15 protein-coding genes are annotated in these 17123 nt (G+C 68.8%); 4 read left to right on the top strand and 11 right to left on the bottom strand.

Annotation, left to right across the window (positions count from 1 at the left end; translation table 11 throughout):
* Positions 1 to 71 precede the first annotated feature (71 nt).
* Entirely contained in the window at positions 72 to 1397 is a 1326-nt protein-coding gene (locus KXD96_RS23125) for an SDR family oxidoreductase (protein ID WP_260740322.1), read from the top strand.
* Between the two features lies 1 nt (position 1398).
* Here KXD96_RS23125 and KXD96_RS23130 read toward each other — a convergent pair whose 3' ends face one another.
* Together KXD96_RS23130 and KXD96_RS23135 are read right to left on the bottom strand one after the other, a co-directional pair.
* Positions 1399 to 2121, bottom strand: coding sequence for a CPBP family intramembrane glutamic endopeptidase (locus KXD96_RS23130; RefSeq protein ID WP_260740324.1), 723 nt, complete (start codon positions 2119 to 2121; stop codon positions 1399 to 1401).
* Positions 2118 to 3263 (bottom strand): NAD(P)H-binding protein, encoded by a 1146-nt coding sequence (locus KXD96_RS23135; protein ID WP_260740325.1) that lies wholly within the window; start codon positions 3261 to 3263, stop codon positions 2118 to 2120. The genes KXD96_RS23130 and KXD96_RS23135 overlap by 4 nt, the downstream gene beginning before the upstream one ends.
* A 164-nt stretch (positions 3264 to 3427) precedes the next feature.
* On the opposite strand from KXD96_RS23135, the gene KXD96_RS23140 reads away from it, so the two are divergent.
* Positions 3428 to 3928 carry an isoprenylcysteine carboxyl methyltransferase family protein gene (locus KXD96_RS23140; RefSeq protein ID WP_260740327.1) on the top strand — a complete coding sequence of 167 codons (501 nt, stop codon included), beginning with the start codon at positions 3428 to 3430 and terminating at the stop codon, positions 3926 to 3928.
* Positions 3925 to 4941: an NAD(P)/FAD-dependent oxidoreductase gene (locus KXD96_RS23145; protein ID WP_260740330.1), complete on the top strand. Its 1017-nt coding sequence runs from the start codon at positions 3925 to 3927 to the stop codon at positions 4939 to 4941. Before KXD96_RS23140 ends, KXD96_RS23145 begins: the two co-directional genes overlap by 4 nt.
* Positions 4942 to 5047: 106 nt before the next feature.
* Here the strand turns inward: KXD96_RS23145 and KXD96_RS23150 are convergent, their stop codons facing one another.
* The 9 genes from KXD96_RS23150 to KXD96_RS23190 all read right to left on the bottom strand — a co-directional run bounded on the left by KXD96_RS23150 (position 5048) and on the right by KXD96_RS23190 (position 15985).
* Positions 5048 to 5794, bottom strand: coding sequence for an enoyl-CoA hydratase-related protein (locus KXD96_RS23150; RefSeq protein ID WP_260745513.1), 747 nt, complete (start codon positions 5792 to 5794; stop codon positions 5048 to 5050).
* A 53-nt stretch (positions 5795 to 5847) separates the two neighbouring features.
* Entirely contained in the window at positions 5848 to 6993 is a 1146-nt protein-coding gene (locus KXD96_RS23155) for a thiolase family protein (protein WP_260740332.1), read from the bottom strand.
* A gap of 251 nt (positions 6994 to 7244) precedes the next feature.
* On the bottom strand, positions 7245 to 8729 hold the full coding sequence (locus KXD96_RS23160; RefSeq protein WP_260740334.1) for an aldehyde dehydrogenase family protein: 1485 nt from the start codon (positions 8727 to 8729) through the stop codon (positions 7245 to 7247).
* A gap of 89 nt (positions 8730 to 8818) precedes the next feature.
* Positions 8819 to 10036 carry a cytochrome P450 gene (locus tag KXD96_RS23165; protein WP_260740337.1) on the bottom strand — a complete coding sequence of 406 codons (1218 nt, stop codon included), beginning with the start codon at positions 10034 to 10036 and terminating at the stop codon, positions 8819 to 8821.
* Positions 10037 to 10038: 2 nt separating this feature from the next.
* The gene (locus KXD96_RS23170) at positions 10039 to 11034 is read right to left on the bottom strand and encodes an SDR family NAD(P)-dependent oxidoreductase (RefSeq protein ID WP_260740340.1); all 996 of its coding nucleotides are present in this window, start codon (positions 11032 to 11034) and stop codon (positions 10039 to 10041) included.
* The gene (locus tag KXD96_RS23175) at positions 11027 to 12169 is read right to left on the bottom strand and encodes a spirocyclase AveC family protein (RefSeq protein WP_260740341.1); all 1143 of its coding nucleotides are present in this window, start codon (positions 12167 to 12169) and stop codon (positions 11027 to 11029) included. The genes KXD96_RS23170 and KXD96_RS23175 overlap by 8 nt, the downstream gene beginning before the upstream one ends.
* A gap of 13 nt (positions 12170 to 12182) precedes the next feature.
* Complete coding sequence (locus KXD96_RS23180) at positions 12183 to 13295, bottom strand: ABC transporter substrate-binding protein (protein ID WP_260740343.1); 1113 nt, start codon at positions 13293 to 13295, stop codon at positions 12183 to 12185.
* Positions 13296 to 13378: 83 nt separating this feature from the next.
* A complete protein-coding gene (locus KXD96_RS23185) occupies positions 13379 to 14224 on the bottom strand; it encodes a CbbQ/NirQ/NorQ/GpvN family protein (RefSeq protein ID WP_260740345.1) in 846 nt (281 codons plus the stop codon).
* A 108-nt stretch (positions 14225 to 14332) separates the two neighbouring features.
* Entirely contained in the window at positions 14333 to 15985 is a 1653-nt protein-coding gene (locus KXD96_RS23190) for a nitric oxide reductase activation protein NorD (protein WP_260745514.1), read from the bottom strand.
* A gap of 153 nt (positions 15986 to 16138) precedes the next feature.
* On the opposite strand from KXD96_RS23190, the gene KXD96_RS23195 reads away from it, so the two are divergent.
* A complete protein-coding gene (locus tag KXD96_RS23195) occupies positions 16139 to 17122 on the top strand; it encodes an SDR family NAD(P)-dependent oxidoreductase (RefSeq protein ID WP_260745515.1) in 984 nt (327 codons plus the stop codon).
* Position 17123: the final 1 nt, after the last annotated feature.

Genomic DNA, 17123 nt, shown 5'->3' on the forward strand with positions numbered 1-17123 from the left:
CGGGTACCCCAAGCCGGTAACCCTCCCCGCGTCGGGTCCGAACAATTGGATTGACGACGAACGGAGGATCGATGGCTGGACAGGTTCGCTGTCTCGTGACCGGGGCCACCGGCTACATCGGCGCCCGGCTGGTGCCGCGCCTGCTGGACGAAGGTCATTCGGTCCGCGCCCTGGCACGCGACCCGGCCAAGTTGGCGGACGTGCCGTGGCGGGAGCAGGCGGAGGTTGCGCGGGGCGATCTGGGTGAGATCGATTCCCTGGTCGCCGCGTTCGAGGGGATCGACGTCGTCTACTACCTGGTCCATTCGATGGGCGCTTCCAAGGATTTCGCCGACGAGGAAGCCCGTGCGGTCGGCAACGTGGTGACGGCGGCGCGGCGCACCAAGGTGCGGCGCATCGTGTATCTGGGTGGGCTGCACCCCGAGGGCCGCAAGCTCTCACCGCACCTCGAGTCGCGGGCGGGCGTCGGCGATGCGCTGATCGCGTCGGGCATCGAAACCCTGGTGCTGCAGGCGGGCGTCGTCGTCGGTTCGGGCTCGGCCTCGTTCGAAATGATCCGCCACCTCACCGACCGGTTGCCGGTGATGACCACCCCGAAGTGGGTGCACAACAAGATTCAGCCGATCGCGGTGCGCGACGTGCTCCACTACCTGGTCGCCGCGGCCACGGCCCCGGTGCCGTCATCGCGCGCCTGGGACATCGGCGGACCCGACGTCCTCGAGTACGGCGACATGATGCGCATCTACGCGGAGGTCGCGGGGCTGGGCAAGCGCCACCTGATAGTGCTGCCGTTTCTCACCCCGACGATCGCCAGCCTGTGGGTGGGGACGGTGACGCCGATCCCGCCGGGACTGGCGCGGCCGCTGATCGAATCGCTGGAGTGCGACGCGGTGATGCGCAACCACGACGTCGACGGCATCATCGAGCCGCCGCCCGGCGGCCTCACCGGCTACCGCCGGTCCGTCGAACTGGCGCTTGACCGCGCCGCGCGTGGCGTCCCGGAACGCACGTGGTCGTCGTTGCGATCCGCACCGGCCGATGCGCTGCCCAGCGACCCGGACTGGGCGGGCGAGATCGTCTACACCGATGTGCGCACCGCGCACACCGCCGCCGAACCCGTGACCGTGTGGAAGGCGGCGGAGGCCGCCGTGAAGTCACGGGGCTGGCGGGTCGAGCAACGCGCCGAGGGAACCCTGTTGCGGCTGTGCTCCACCAAGCGCGCGCCGGGACGGCAGTGGCTCGAGATCGCGGTCACGCAGCAAGACGGTCGCGGCACCCGCTACACCCAGCGGGCCATCTTTCTGCCGCGGGGCATTCCCGGCCGGGTGTACTGGTTCTTCGTGCGGCCGGCCCGCACCGCCGCGCTGCGGCGGCTGGCCCGCGAGGTCGTCGGTTAGCTCATACCCCGAACATCGGGGGCAGCGCGAGCACCATGATCAGGCCCCACACGAAGTGGGTCAGCATCGGCGCCAGGACACCGCCGGTGGCCCGGCGCTCGAACGCGCACACCGTCCCCAGGATGATCGCGGCGAAACCGAGCATCGGGTTGCCACTGGCCAGCGTCGCGCCCGTGTAAAGGAGGGTCGAGATCACGACGGGGTGATAGCGGCCCAGCGCGGTGTAGAGCGCGCCCCGAAAGAACGCTTCCTCGGCGATGGCGTTGACCAGCGTGATCGCCACGATCACCGGATACCACCCGTGGTGGGCGTACAGCAGCACCCGGTTGATCAACTCCGCGACGGGCGTGATCTCGCGGGCGATCAGCCCGCCGGCGACGAATATCCCGCCGAGCAGGAGGCCGATCGTCGTCCCGGTGATGACCGGCCGCTGGTTGCGGCCGCGCCAGCAGATGCCGCCCAGATGCAGCGGGCCGGAGATGAACGCGCCGATCAGCCACACCCCCGCCAGCGCCAGGGTCAGCCAGTAGAAGCTGGACTCCCCCGGATGGAGCCGCAGCGAATATCCGAGCACGGCGGCACCGACAACCAATGTGATGGCGACGATGATGCGGCGGCGCCGCACGACGGCGGGCGATTCGTGGTGCGGCACCGCGACCTTGGTGAGCGCGCGGCGCAGCTCGGACAGCGTGCCGGTGCGGGACGGGGCGGTTGACTGGCTCATGCGGGACGCACCTTCGGGGTCAAGGCGATCAGGAGGTCAAGGCCGGTTCGGAGCGCTCCGGCCAGCGGACCGGGGACCATGCTCACCAGCCCCAGAGCCGGCCGCACGACCGGTGGGGTGAGCCGCCCCGCGACGTGGCGGATGCGCCGCGCGTCGCCGCCGGCCCACACGGGATCGGTGTTGGCCAGGCGGTGGGGGTCGGCCAGGGCGTTGACCGGGGACGGGCGATTCGTCTGATCGGCCAAGGCTAGGGCAATCGCGTCGTCGACGCCGAGCAACCCACCGGGCGGGTCGGGCACTCGATCGCGCAGGTCGCTCTCGGACGCCATCATCGGGTGGTCCAGCGATTCGACCAGGTCCCCGGCCAGCCCCGGCGGCACCGGCAGCACGACGCCGGTGAGCAGCGAGGCCAGCCCGGTGTCGACCCTGCCGACCGGCAGCCCGGCGTGCCACCTGCCGGAGATCCGCGCGTACGTCCTGAGCAGCCGCCGGTAGGACGTGGTCTCCGGGCCGGAAATGTCGTATGCCCCCGCCGGCAACAGGTCGGGATCGGCCGCGGCGACGAGGTAGTGCAGCACGTCACGGATGGAGATCGGGTCGATCGGGTTGTCCATCCAGCTCGGTATGGGCATCAGCGGAAAACGGTCCCCGACGTAGCGCAACATCTCGAACGACGTCGAGCCGGCACCGATGATCATCGCCGCGCCCAGCCACACCAGCTCCGGGCCGCCCGGGACGGTCAGGGCCTCGGCCACCTCGGCCCGGCTGGTCAGGTGCTCGGACAGCACCTCGTCGGCGGGCACGAATCCGCCCAGGTAGACGATGCGCCGCACCCCGGCGTCCCTGGCCCCCGCGGCCACATTGGCGGCCGCCGCCTTGTCGACGTCACGGAAGCCGGGCTGGCCGATCGCGTGCACCAGGTAATACACCACGTCAAGAGGGCCGGCGGCGGCGAACGCCGCTCGGGTCGACGCGGGATCGGCGGCGTCCAGGGTCGCCGGCGTGACTTCGTCGAACCAGCCGAACCGCCTGAGGCGCTCCGGGTTTCGGGTGGCGGCCACGACCTGGTGCCGGTCCGCCAGCAGCGTCGTGACCAGCCGCGATCCGACATAGCCGGTGGCACCGGTGACGAGGATCCGCATACTGTCCAACCTAGCTCGCGGCCGCGGGGCACCGTCGCGTACGTAACGCCACTGCGACTTTCGGCCCGGATTTTCGCCGTGTGGTTACGCTCGCGGCGGGTGAACCGGCGCGGCGGCGGCACCGTGACCGATACAACGAGCCCTCGGCACGAGATAGTGGAGACATGTATTACCTGCTGGTCCTGGCGGTCGGCATCGAACGCGTCGCGGAGCTGGTGGTCTCCAAGCGCAACGCGCAGTGGTCGTTTGCCCAGGGCGCCAAGGAGTTTGGCCGACCGCACTATCCGGTGATGGTGGCCATCCACACCGCACTGCTGGTCGGCTGCGTCCTGGAGCCGTGGGCGCTGCACCGGCCGTTCATCGGTTGGCTGGGCTGGCCAATGCTGGCGGTGGTGGCGCTCAGCCAGTGCCTGCGCTGGTGGTGCATCGCCACGCTGGGCCGACGGTGGAACACCCGGGTGATCGTGCTGCCGCGGGCCCCGCTGGTGCGCCAGGGTCCCTACCGGTGGCTGCACCACCCGAACTATGTTGCAGTGGTGGCTGAGGGGTTGGCGCTGCCGTTGGTGCACACGGCCTGGCTGACCGCGGCCGTCTTCACGCTGGCCAACGCGGCGTTGCTCAGGGTGCGGCTGCGGGTCGAGAACTCGGCTCTGGGCTACACGTGAGCGATTACGACACCGACCTGTTGATCGTCGGAGGCGGGCCGGGCGGCCTGGCCACGGCGTTACACGCCCGCCGGCAAGGACTTTCGGTGATCCTCGCCGACCCGCGGGAGGGCCCGATCGACAAGGCGTGCGGCGAGGGCCTGATGCCCGGTGGACTGGCCGAGCTGACGTCCCTCGGCGTCGACCCGGCCGGCATGCCCTTTCACGGGATCGCCTACGTGAGCGACCACCGCCGCGCGCAGGCGCGGTTTCGCAACGGCCCGGGCCGCGGTGTGCGACGCACCACGCTGCACGCCGCGCTGGTCGCGCGCGCCAAAGAGCAAGACACCGAATGGGTTCGGGCGCGGGTGACCACCGTGCAACAAGACGCTCACGGGGTGACGGCCGCCGGGGTGCGCGCGAAATGGTTGGTGGCCGCCGACGGGCTGCACTCACAGGTCAGGCGGGCCGTCGGGATCGCGGCGACGGCCGGGACACCGCGGCGCTACGGCGTGCGCTGGCATTACCGGGTGCCGGCGTGGTCGGAATTCGTCGAGGTGCACTGGTCGCGCTGGGGCGAGGCGTACGTGACGCCGGTGGAGCCGGATCTGGTCGGGGTGGCGATACTGTCTCGGGGACGCCCCGACCTCGCCTGGTTCCCCCGGCTGGCCCAGCAGTTGGCGGGCGCCGCTCGCGGCGAGGCGCGTGGCTGCGGGCCGTTGCGGCAGGTGGTCTCTCGCCGGGTAGCGGGCCGGGTGCTGCTGGTGGGCGACGCGGCGGGATACGAGGACGCGCTGACCGGCGAGGGCATCAGCCTGGCCGTCAAGCAAGCGGCCGCGGCCGTCGCCGCCATCGTCGACGAGGCGCCGCCGTCCTATGAGCTTGCGTGGCAACGGATTACCCGCAACTACCGACTACTCACCCGCGCCCTGGTGCTCGCCAGCGCTCCGCCGCTCACACGCCGCGCCATCGTGCCGACGTGCACGCTGCTGCCGGGCGCGTTCCAACGCGGGATGAACGTCCTGGCGACCTAGCTCGATTGCCCGCCTCCTCCGCGCGCCGTTCCGGCGCGCATCGTCACCGGGCTGGCTCGATTGCCCGCCTCCTCCGCGCCCCGTTCCGGCGCGCATCGTCACCGGGCTAGCGCGCCTTCCAGACCGGCTCGCGCTTCTCGGCGAACGCCAGTGGGCCCTCCTTGGCGTCTTCCGATCTGATCAGTGCGCGCATCTCGTTCGTGGTCCGCGCCCAGCCGGCCTCTTCGTCGGCGATCACGCCGTCGTCGACCCCGTAAGCGATGCGCTTGCTGGCCTGCACGGACAGCGGCGCGTTGACGGTCACCCGCGCGGCCAGGGCCAGCGCGGCCTCCAGCACCGTGCCCTCGTCGACGACCTGGTTGAGCAGGCCCCATTCGAGGGCGTCGGAGGCGGTCATCGGCTCGCCGGTCAGCAGTAGCTCCATCGCCACCTTGCGCGGCAGCTGCTGGACGATCCGAAAGACGCCGCCGGCGGCCGCGATCAGTCCGCGTTTGACCTCCGGCAGCCCGAATTTCGCCCGTTCGTCGGCCACCACCAGGTCGCTGGCCAGGGCCAGCTCGGTGCCGCCGCCCAGCGCGGTGCCGTTGACCGCGGCGATGGTGGGCTTGTCGATGAAGTGGTGCACGTATCCGGCAAAACCCCACTCCGGATGGTCGGGGTGGTAGATGTTCTCCCGGCGCGAGATCGCCTTGAGGTCGGCCCCGGCGCAGAACGACTTGTCGCCGGCCCCGGTGATCACCACGGCCCGGACCTCGGGATCCTGTTGGGCCGCTTCCAGCGCGTCCCCGACGCCGATGCTGACCGCGCCGTTGATCGCGTTGCGGGCTTCCGGCCGGTTGATGGTGATCACCATGACGTTGCCACGGCGCTCGGCCAGCGCTCCGGGAGCGGTGGTGTCGACGTCGGTCACAGCAATTCCACGACGGTGGCGTTGGCCTGGCCACCACCCTCGCACATCGTCTGCAGGCCGTAGCGAATTCCCTTGTCGCGCATGTGGTAGAGCAGCGTGGTCATCAGCCGCGCCCCCGAGCCGCCGAGCGGGTGGCCGAGCGCGATGGCGCCGCCGTTGGGGTTGAGCTTCTTCTCGTCGGCGCCGATGTCTTTCAGCCACGCCATCGGCACCGGCGCGAACGCCTCGTTGACCTCGTAGGCGCCGATGTCGCCGATGGAAAGGCCGGACTTTTTCAGCGCCTTCTGCGTCGCCGGGATGGGCGCCGTCAGCATGATCACCGGGTCGGCGCCGGCCAGTACCGCGGTGTGCACCCTGGCGATCGGCTTCAGGCCCAGTTCCTTGGCCTTCTCGGCCGACATGAGCAGCAGTGCGGCCGAACCGTCGGTGATCTGCGATGAGTTGCCGGCGTGGATGACGCCGTCTTCCTTGAACGCCGGCTTCAGCGACGCCATCTTTTCTATTGTGGTGCCGCGGCGGATGCCCTCGTCCTTGAGAAGGACGTTGCCGTCCTGGTCTTTGATGCCCACGATCTGGTCGTCAAACGCGCCCGAATCCTGTGCCGCGGCGGCCTTTTCGTGCGAGCCCAGCGAGAACTCGTCGAGCGCGGTGCGGTCGAAGCCCCACTGCTCGGCGATCATCTCCGCACCGATGCCCTGGTTCGGGGTCCGGTGGTACCGGTCCTTGAAACCCTGGGGGTACGGGTTGCCGCCGTTGGCCAGCGACGATCCCATCGGCGTCCGGGACATCGACTCGACACCGCCGGCGACGACGACGTCGTAGTGGCCGGCGATCACGCCCGCCGCGGCGAAGTGGATGGACTGCTGGCTCGACCCGCACTGGCGGTCGACCGTCACGCCGGGCACGGTCTCGGGCCAACCGGCGGCCAGCAGCGCAGTGCGGCCGATGTCGAGGGCCTGCTCACCGGCCTGCATCACGCAGCCCCAGATGACGTCGTCGACGATTCCCGGGTCGATACCGGCCCTGTCGACCAGCCCGTTGAGCACCTGCGCGGACAGGTCGGCCGGGTGCACCCCGGACAGTCCGCCGTTGCGCTTCCCGAGCGGTGAGCGGACAGCCTCGACGATGACGGCTTCAGCCATGGTGATGTCTCCTTTGACGTGTGGGTCTTGCGTCGATTGTCAACCAAGGGGTTGGGAGGTTTGAGGGCGGGGTGGTTTCGACGCGCCAGGTCCGACCAGCAGTCACAGGTGTAGCTGGAGACCACCACACGGCGGGCACGCGATATTGCATTCGGCAGGCGGCCACCGCGTACTTCGCGCCGAGATTGCCGCCACGGTCGCGGGTGAGCCCAAACCCACAGCCGTGACGGCAATGTCGGCGAAGGGTCCTTCTAGACGGCGGGGTACCCCACCGACTTGACCTCGGTGTACTGGTCGAACCCGGCGATGCCGTTCTGGCGGCCCACGCCGCTGGCTTTGTAACCGCCGAACGGTATGTCGGCGCCGTAGCAAGCGCCACCGTTGACGCCGATGCCGCCGGCCCGGATCCGACGGGCCACCGCCAGCGAACGCTCCAGGGAACCCGACATCACGTTGCCGGCCAGCCCGTACATGCTGTCGTTGGCGATCCGGATCGCGTCCTCCTCGTCGTCGAATGGGATGACGGCCAGCACCGGGCCGAAAATCTCCTCCTGGGCGATCGTCATGGAGTTGTCGACGTCGGTGAAAAGTGTTGGCCTGACATAGAATCCCTTGTCGAAGCCGGTGGGAGCGTCCGGCCCGCCGACCAGCGCGGTGGCACCCTCCTCGACGCCCTTGTTGATGTAACCCAGCACGCGCTTGCGCTGCTTGTCCGAGATCAGCGGGCCGGTCAGGGTGGCGGGGTCCTGCGGATCACCCGGCATGACGTTCTCGTAGATGCTCTTGAGAATCGCCACACCCTCGTCGTAGCGGGACCGCGGGAGCAGCATCCGGGTGGGGATGGCGCAGCCCTGCCCGGCGTGCATGCACGGCGAGATGCCGATTGCGCAGGCCGTCCCGAAGTCGGCGTCTTCGAGAACGATGGTGGCCGACTTGCCGCCCAGTTCGAGGAACAGCCGCTTGAGCGTCGCCGCACCCTTTTCCATGATCCGCCTTCCGACCGCGGTGGAGCCGGTGAACGAGATCAGGTCCACTTTGGGCGACAGCGTGAGCTCCTCGCCCACCAAGTGGTCCGAGGCGGTGACGACGTTGACGACCCCGGCCGGAATGTCGGTCTTTTCGGCGATCAGCCGGCCCAGGCGGGTTGCGTTGAACGGCGTGTCGGGCGCCGGCTTGAGGACCACGGTGTTGCCGGTGCCCAGCGCCTGGCCGAGCTTGTTGATGGTGACCTCGAACGGGAAGTTCCACGGCACGATAGCGCCGACGACGCCCACCGGCTCCCGCCAGACCTTGACGGTGGTGTTCGTGCCGGTGAGGCTGATCACCCGGTCGCCCAGGTCGGTTTCCCACGGGTATTCGTCGATCAGCTTGGCCGGATACAGCAGCCCTTCGGCCAGCGGGGCGTCCAGCTGGGGCCCGAACGTGATCGCCCGGGGGGAGCCGACCTCGAGGATGAGCTCCTCACGCAACTCTTCCTTCTCCGATTCGATCGCCTCGTGCAGCTGCAACAGGCAGCGTTTGCGCAGCTCGCGGTTGGTCGACCAGTCGGTCTCGTCGAAGGCGCGCCGGGCCGCGTCGATTGCCCGATGCATGTCCTCTTTGGACGCGTCGGCGACCTCGCCGAGCGGCTCCTCGGTCGCGGGGTTGATGTTCGTGAAGGTGCCGCCCTGTCCGTCGACGAGCTTGCCGTCGATCATCATCTTGGGCTCGAAGCGGACCTTTACAGCCTCAGTCATGTTTGTCACTCTCTTCTGAGTCGTTGAGGGGCTACGGAAAGCCTTACCGGAAACTAGCCGATTGGCAAGGTCCAACCTTCGCGGGGCCGCTATTGGGGGTCGAACAGCACCGGTACCGACGTCGGCGAGCGGAAAACCTGTCCGCGGATGTGCGGGTCGTCGGCGTCGGGATCCAGCCGCAGGTTCGGCAGCCGGTCGAGCAAAAGGTTGATCGCCGTGCGCATTTCGAGCCGCGCCAGGTGCATGCCGAGGCACACGTGCACGCCGTGCCCCCAGCCCAGATGCGCCCGGGCCTCTCGGTGGATGTCGAACGTGTCCGGATCGGGATAACGATCCTCTTGCCGGTTCGCCGAACCGAGCATCGGCATCACCGTCGCCCCGGCCGGGATCGCGACGCCGCCGAGTTCGGTGTCGCGAGTCGCCACCCGGGTGATCGTCAACAACGGTGATTCCCACCGCACGCCCTCCTCGATCGCCTGTGGCAACAGCGACCGGTCCGCGCGGATGGCATCCAACTGCGCCGGATCCTTCAGGAGCGCCAGCAGCAGGCTGCCCAGTGCCCGGTAGGTCGTCTCGACGCCGGCGGGGAGCAACAGCCGAAGGAACGAGAAGATTTCCTCGTCGTCGAGCTTTTGCCCCTCGACCTCGGCCTCGGCCAGCGCGCTGATCAGGTCGTCCCTCGGCTCGGTGCGGCGGGCCTCGAGTATCGGCGCGAAGTAGTCGCACAGGGCGGCCGAGGCCGCGAGCCCGCGTTCCGGGTTCATCAGCCAACTCAGCAAAGAGATAGACCACCGTTGGAACTGCGGGTAGTCCTCCTCCGGCAGGCCCAGCAGGCCGGCGATGATCTGGCTCGGGTAATCGAAGGTGAATTCCTTGACCAGATCCGCCTTGCCGTTGGGCGCGAATTTGTCGATCAGGCTGTTTGCCACACGGCCGACCAGTTCGTCTTCCCACCGCGCCAACGACTTCTGCGTGAACGCCTTCGATATCAACGAGCGCAGCCGGCCGTGGATCGGCTCGTCCATGCCGAGCATCACGCCCTCACCCAGCACGGGACCGAACGCGGCGATGACGGCCGACGACGAAAACGTCTCGTTGTCGCGCAGCATCTGCTGGATGTCCTCGTGGCGGTACACGATGAACATCGGCAGCGATTCCTCGTGCGGCAGCGCTCCCGACGTCTCGAGTCGCTGCACCGGTTCCTCGCCGCGCAGCCGCGCCAGTTCGGTGTACGGGTCACGGACGTCACCGGATATCGCGTCGTCGAAGGCGCCGAAGTCCTCCAGATCGTCGAAAAGCTGTTCCATGCTTACCCCTCAGTCCCGTCATTTCCCTTGCGGCGCTTCGCCCCCAGCGACGCCAAGCGTTGCAGCACCGACTGCGGCACAACGCGCGCCGCGAATACCATCGCCCGTTGGGCGGCCGTCAACGGCCACGCGCCGCCCCGCATCGAGCCCTGCCTCGGTATGCCCAGCACCAACCGCGACATGTGGTGCATGCCAGAGGCCGGCAGAATCCTGTTGGCCACCAACAGCATCGACGCGTCGGGCCCCACGCCGCGGCGGCGGAACGGGCCCTGGTCACCGAGCGCCGTGAGCAGGCCGTCGGTGAACCGCTCGGGTGACCGGGCGAGTCTCATTGCGGCCCTTCCCCGGGTGTCCATCGAGTTGTGCAGCCGGGCGTATGGACCGCCGAAGTCGCGACTGTCGGTGGTGCCCGCGTCGGTGATGATTTCGGTGTCGTACATTCCTGCCACCAACACGGTGACACCCAACCCGAAGGGCGCGATCTCGCCCGCCAACGACTCCCCCCAGCGCTCCAGGGCCCCCTTGGCGGCCGAGTACGGCGCGGTGCCCGGCTGGCCGCGCACCCCGGCCGCGCTGCAGACCAGCACGATGCGGCCCTCACCCGCCGCCCGCATCGACGGCAACAATGCCTTGGTGAGCGCGACGGGACCCATGACGCTGGTGGCGAACATGTTCTGCCACAGCTCCATATCGGTCTCCTCGACCATTCCGGCGGCCGAGATCCCCGCGTTGTGCACGAGCGCGTAGGGCGCGCCAACGGCTCCCTCGATGGCCTTGGCCGCCGCGGCTATCGACGCGGTATCCAGCAGGTCCAGCTGCACGCCGATCAGCCGGTCGTCGTCGCCGGCGCCCGTCGCCTCGCGAAGTAGCGGCAGCCCGCGGTCGGGTGTCCGCATGGCCGCTACCACGCGCCAGCCCTCGCGATACAGGCGCACGGCCGAGGCGAATCCCAGACCGCGCGAGGCGCCGGTGATGACGACGGTGCGCGGCTCAGCCATGCGCGCCCGCAGTCGCACACGGGCCTACGCCGGGCGGTGGCGGATCGACGTGTGGCCGCCCATTCGGCTCCCCGCTGGCCCACGTCGACCAGATGCCGACCGAGTACGGCCCCTGCGCGCCGGCCTTCTCGTAGAACCCTTGCGGGTCATACACTTTGGCCTCCGGATACGGCCACGGGCAGGCGACGGAGGTCGCCGCATGGCTGACCTTGATGACCCAGAACCACGCGCCGTAGGCGAAGTAGGACACGTTGATGATGGCGAACATCACCAGGAACGTGCCGAGCACCGGACGCGTCGGGAAGATCTTCGCCTTCGCCGCCAGCTTCTCGGCCACCGATTTACCGGTGTCGTCGCGGTAGCAGAGGATCGCCGCGGGGACCATCACGAAGGTCACCGAGAACGACTCCCAGATCAGCGGGAACTGGAACGTCGTGCCGGTGAACACCGAGCCCCAGGGGATCACCTGGGAGTAGATGTACATGCCGGCATGCACGAGCTGGATCTCCAGCCAGGCGTCGAAGACGAAGCCGATCGCACAGGTCAGCACGCCCAGGCTGACCAGCGGGTGGCGAGACACGAACGCCGTCGGCCCGTACTTGGCCTGCAGTTTGCGCAGGATCCAGATCGCCGGGAAGTACGGACCGAAATAGAAAGTGACGTAACCGAATACGACGAACGGCTCGACGGTCGGCGACAGCGACACCAGCGGCCAGGACTCCGGCCAGTGGATGAGGTCGGGGTTGTACACCGCGAACGGGGCCCAGTTCATGATCGGGTCCTGCCACACGATCAGCGTGGTGCACAAAAACATCAGCATCACCGGGCTGCCCGGGTTGCGGCGCCAGCCCCTGATGAACACCACCAAGAGAACGAGCAGCATGATGACGGTGGAGACGTGCAGGAACGTGATGTAGTCCAGGCCGAAGATGAACTTCACCGGGCGCGGACGGCCTTGCACGTTCGGGTTGGCGACGCGCGGGTCCAGGGCGACGCGGCAGTTCGCAATGAAGAAGAGCGCGAACGCGGCGAGGGCGGCGCCGGCGATCCAGCCACCCCAGCTGCGCTTCTCGCCGGCGGGCGGGCTGGCCGGCTTTGCTTCCGCCGCAGGCGGTATGGATTGGTCAGTGCTCATGTCTTCGTCAGCCTCACTCTCCGAAGCGATCGATCAGGTGCGAGTTGACCCCGTCCGCGTCCAGAGTCCGGGCGACCAGATAGCCCGCGCCCATCCACGCGCGGCGAGTCCATTTGCCGAAGGAGACGCGAGTGCCGGGGGCGCCCGAGGCCGCGGGCATCATCTTCACCCGCTCCAATGCCTCTTTGACCCCGCGCGGGCTCAGCGGGTGCGCGTCGGTGAACGCGCGGACCAGCGTCGCGGCGACATCGCGGTTGACCACCGGCACGCAATACTCGGGGCGCCTGCCGTCATACTTCTGCGCGTACCGGTCGAGGAAATCCTGGCCGAGCCGGTTCTGTTCGTCGTACTGGTCGACCCCGACCCAGCCCATGAAGGCGTTCCACATGATCGGGTTCACCCAGGCGTTCTGGAATGCCGTGGTGGTGAAGCGCGGCGGATCCCAGCTCACGGCCTCCAGTGCGGGGTTGATGAAGACGATGCCGAAGCCGAACCCCAGGTGCACGATCGCCTCGGCCTTGGCTTCGTGCAGCGTGCGGACGGCGTCGTTGATGTCTTGCGCGGTCTGGGCGATGGCCGCTTCCGCGACGATGCGAATGCCCTTGCGGCGGCAAGCGCTTCGCAGATTCTTCAGGTAGCTCTCGCCGATCAGGTTCTGCTCCACCAGGACTCCGACTTCGGAGAGGCCGCGTTTGGCGACGAGGTCGGCGATGAAGATGGGCTCGTCGGTCATGGAGCCCTGCGGGAATGCGAACGTCCATTCGCCCAGCCAGTCGTCGGTGCCGGTGACGCTGATCGCCGGCACCTTGAACCGCTCTTCGATCGCCTCGCGGGTCGGCACGCAGTTGTCGGTGATGTGCGGCCCGAACACCACCAAACAGCCCTCGTCCACCAGCTCACCGAATGTGTCGATGACGGCCTTGACCGAACCCTTCGGCAGGCCCTCGACCTCGCGGTACACCATCTGGACGGGCCGGTCCATCGTCGCGGTTTCGACGGCCTCGGCGAATACCAGGTCGAAGCACCGCGTGAAGTCGGCCTTCATCTCCTCGGGAAATCCCGGTGGCAGCGTGAAGTCCATCAGGTAGCCGACCTTGATCGGCTCAGCGCTACTTTCGTAGGACATCTGACCTCCCGGGTGACGGACTCACGAACCGAATCAAGCAGACCTAATATTTGTTCAGACCCTAACGGCGGCGCTATACCGGGTCAATCATCACTCGCCGCGCCCAGATAGATCTCGATCATCTCGCCCAGGGCCCTGCCCACCGCCACGTCGTCGGTGAGCGGCCCGGCGATCGCGGCCCGCGCCGCCTCTCGCATCGTCAGCCCTTCTGCCACCAGCCTGCCCGCCGCGATCAGCACGCGGGTCGACGCGACTTCGCGCAGCCCGCCGGTTTCCAGCCGTCGGATGGCTTGGCCCAGCCGCACCAGCTCCGCGGCGGTCGCACCGTCCACGCCCGCCTCGTGCGCGACGATCGCCTCCTCGACATCGGCTGCGGGGAAATCGAATTCGATGGCGACCATCCGTTGCCGAGTCGAATCCTTGAGGTCTTTCAGCACACTCTGGTAGCCGGGGTTGTAGGACACCACGAGGCCGAATCCGGGCGCCGCGTCCAGCGTGACGCCGAGGCGCTCGATCGGCAGCTGACGCCGGTGGTCGGCGAGCGGATGCAGCACCACGGTGGTGTCCTGCCGCGCCTCCACAACCTCGTCCAGATAGCAGATCGCGCCCTCGCGCACCGCGCGCGTCAGCGGGCCGTCCACCCACACCGTCTCGTCGCCCTGCAGCAGATACCGACCCACCAGGTCCGCGGTGGTGAGGTCGTCATGGCAGGCGACGGTGATCAGCGGCCGGCCGAGGTCGTGGGCCATCGCCTCGACGAAGCGCGTCTTGCCGCAACCCGTCGGCCCCTTCAGGACGAGTGCCAGGCCCTGGCGGTACGCCGCCTTGAAGACGGCTTCCTCGCCGCCGATCGCCTTGTAGTAGGGCCGCGTCCCCCCGGCCTCGGGGATCGCGCCGTTCCGGTATGCAAGCCCGGACTCGTTGGCCATAGCTTCCCTTCTGCTACCCACGGTGAGTGGAGCCTATCCCGGAACAGATGTTTGTTTCAAGTTCTCTGACGAGCGGATTCAGGCCCGACAATCGGTTTTGGCGGCGCATCATGACACCCTGCGGCGGACCTCGGCCGAGCGCAGCGCGGACCGGAACAGCGGCCCGATCACGCCCGCGAGTTGGTCCGGGCGCCCGATCGTGGCGTGCGCGGCGCTACCGAAAACTCGGCGCAGCGATTGCACGTCGGTCCCCGCGCCGACGGTCAGGCACACGCAGCCGGTGCCGCGGCGGCGGGCCTCGGTCAACGCGCGGCGCGCGTCCGCGGCCCCGTAGGCGCGTTCGTACCCGTGGTCGTAGGCCAGTCCGTCGGACAGCACCACCAGCAGACGCCGTGACGTGCCCCCGCGCGCCTCCAGCACCGCCGAACCGTGCCGGATGGCCGCACCGAGGCGCGAATACGCCCCGGGTTCAAGGCTGTTGAGCCGCTTCATGACTCGGGCATCGAGGTGATCGTCGAACCGCTTGACCGGCACCATGCTCACCGCGGCGCGGCCCTGCGAGTAGTAGGCGTAAAGCGCGACCCGGTCACCCAGGTCGTGCAGCGCGACCGCGAGGTTGGCCACCGCCGCGCGCTGTTGCTCGTGCACCGTGCGCCCCACCGTCCCGGGCTCCGCCGCCGACCCTGACACGTCGAGCAGGAGCAGCACCGACAGGTCTCGGCGGCGTCGCAGGCTGTCCAGGTACACCGCCTCGTCGGGCACCGACCCCGCGAGCACCTCCACGCGGGCCTCGACCGCCGCGTCGATGTCGATGTCGTCGCCCTGCGACTGCCGGTGGCGGCGGTGCAGTCCCATCCCCAGCCGCGACAGCGGGCGACGCACGCTGACGGCGGCTTCGATCGCATGTGTCGCCGACGGCTTGATCTCCGCCTCGACCTCGCGCACGGTGCACCACGCGGGCCGGTACATCTTGCGCGCGCCGTCCCATTCCGGATAGGTGAGACCGTCCGTGGGCGTCAGCTGGTCTTCGCTATCCTCGCTCGACGCGGTAGCCAACGAGGTCACCGCGTGCAACCCGCGCTTGGCGGAGTTCGTCCGATGCGTCGGGGTGTCCGCGCCGGGCGGTCCGCCGCCGCTCCCGGTCTTGCGCGCCGACGAGAGCATCTTCTTCAGCCACTTGCCGATGAAACCGCCGCCGCCCACCGGGCTGGTGAACATGTCCGGATCGTCGGAGTCGTCGAGCTCGCCGTCGTCGAGTTCCGCCAGTTCCTGCGCGGCCCGCTGGCTCCTCGGGACGTGCCCGGGGTTTTCGCCGTCTTGTTGTTCGGCCGCCCGCGCGCACGCGGCCAGCACCTTCGCCGGACGGATGACGCCGAATTCCGGTGCCGCGTCGCCGATCGCCGCGCGCCCTTCGGCGATCCGCAGCGAAGCGGCGGGCGAATCGCTGCGCCTCCCGGCCTCGCGGTCGCCCAGGGATGCCAGGACGCCCGGCAGCAGGCCGGCGTTGGCGGCGAGGGCGCGGTGGCCCTCCACCGCGAGGTAGCGCCTGGCCAGCCGCGGGTGGCGGAGCAGTCGGCGCATCACGTCCGGGTGCAGGCTGCCGGCCGCGATCATCGAGGCCTGCGCGGCGACCGCTTCGAGCCGCCCGCGGGCGCTCGCCCCGGCGTCGACGTGAATCGTCTGGCCGTCGGTCCACGACGGTTCGCCCGGTCGCAGCTCGGCCACCGCCACGGCCCGGCCCGCCAGCGCGGACGCGAGCATGCCGAGGCCGGGCAACCAGTCACAGCGAACCTCGGTGGACACGCTCAAATCTCCGACCCGCCTGGACGTCGTTGACCAAATATCTGTTCCACCGTAAAGTCCGGTGCCACCCGCAGTCAACGAGACAACGGGCACTTGGGCAAGGAGCACATGGTGATTGACTTCACCGGCCAGGTCGTGGTGGTCACCGGTGCCGGCCGCGGACTCGGTCGGCTGTACGCGCTGGACCTGGCGCGCCGCGGCGCCGCGGTGGTGGTCAACGACGTCGGCGGCTCGATGCGCGGCGAGGGCGCGGACTCCGGTGTCGCCGATGAGGTGGTCGACGAGATCACGAAGGGCGACGGCACCGCCGTCGCCTCCTACGATTCGGTCGACAGCCCCGCGGGCGGCCAGGCGATCATCGACGCGGCCGTCGGTTCGTTCGGACGGCTTGATGCGGTGATCAGCAACGCCGGCATTTTCGGCAGCGTGCCCTTCGAGGACCTCTCGCATGACGACTGGACTCGCATGCTGCGCGTGCACCTGGACGGCGGCTTTCATCTGTCTCAGCCCGCGTACCGCGTGATGAAGAAGAGCGGGGGTGGGCGCTTCGTGTTCATCTCGTCGTCCGCCGGGATCTTCGGCCAGCCGATGGAGGCCCACTACGCCGCGGCGAAGGCCGGCCTGGTCGGATTGACGAACGTGATCGCGATCGAAGGCCAACCGCACGGGATTCTCGCCAATTCCGTTATGCCGACCGGTTTTTCGCGAATGGTCACCGAGACCGTCGGCGACGAGAAGTTTCTCGCCGAATCCGGCTTCATGCGCGCCATCCGGCCCGAACTCGTCGTGCCGCTGGTCACCTTCCTCGCCAGCCGGGCCTGCACGTTCACCCACCACAATTATTCGGCTGCCGCCGGCCGCTACGCGCGGGTGTTCGTCGGACTGAGCGAAGGGTGGCTGGCCGACGCCGAGAGCGACCCGACGGCCGAAGACATCGAGGCACGTCTCGAACACATGTCATCCACGGACAACTTCTACGTGCCCACGTCGATCGTCGACGAGGTGCTGGAAGTGTGTGAGCGACGCGGCGTGAGCGCGATGCCGGGCAACGCCGATGTCGCCTTCCCCGAACCCAAGGGCGCCGCCCGTGGATGAC

Source organism: Mycobacterium sp. SMC-2 (assembly GCF_025263485.1).
Lineage (GTDB): Bacteria > Actinomycetota > Actinomycetes > Mycobacteriales > Mycobacteriaceae > Mycobacterium.

Coding starts and splice junctions, on each gene's coding strand:
- KXD96_RS23125 (WP_260740322.1), top strand. CDS start 72: ATGGCTGGACAGGTTCGCTGTCTCGTGACCGGGGCCACCGGCTACATC.
- KXD96_RS23130 (WP_260740324.1), bottom strand. CDS start 2,121: ATGAGCCAGTCAACCGCCCCGTCCCGCACCGGCACGCTGTCCGAGCTG.
- KXD96_RS23135 (WP_260740325.1), bottom strand. CDS start 3,263: ATGCGGATCCTCGTCACCGGTGCCACCGGCTATGTCGGATCGCGGCTG.
- KXD96_RS23140 (WP_260740327.1), top strand. CDS start 3,428: ATGTATTACCTGCTGGTCCTGGCGGTCGGCATCGAACGCGTCGCGGAG.
- KXD96_RS23150 (WP_260745513.1), bottom strand. CDS start 5,794: ATGGTGATCACCATCAACCGGCCGGAAGCCCGCAACGCGATCAACGGC.
- KXD96_RS23155 (WP_260740332.1), bottom strand. CDS start 6,993: ATGGCTGAAGCCGTCATCGTCGAGGCTGTCCGCTCACCGCTCGGGAAG.
- KXD96_RS23160 (WP_260740334.1), bottom strand. CDS start 8,729: ATGACTGAGGCTGTAAAGGTCCGCTTCGAGCCCAAGATGATGATCGAC.
- KXD96_RS23165 (WP_260740337.1), bottom strand. CDS start 10,036: ATGGAACAGCTTTTCGACGATCTGGAGGACTTCGGCGCCTTCGACGAC.
- KXD96_RS23170 (WP_260740340.1), bottom strand. CDS start 11,034: ATGGCTGAGCCGCGCACCGTCGTCATCACCGGCGCCTCGCGCGGTCTG.
- KXD96_RS23175 (WP_260740341.1), bottom strand. CDS start 12,169: ATGAGCACTGACCAATCCATACCGCCTGCGGCGGAAGCAAAGCCGGCC.
- KXD96_RS23180 (WP_260740343.1), bottom strand. CDS start 13,295: ATGTCCTACGAAAGTAGCGCTGAGCCGATCAAGGTCGGCTACCTGATG.
- KXD96_RS23185 (WP_260740345.1), bottom strand. CDS start 14,224: ATGGCCAACGAGTCCGGGCTTGCATACCGGAACGGCGCGATCCCCGAG.
- KXD96_RS23190 (WP_260745514.1), bottom strand. CDS start 15,985: ATGCTCGCGTCCGCGCTGGCGGGCCGGGCCGTGGCGGTGGCCGAGCTG.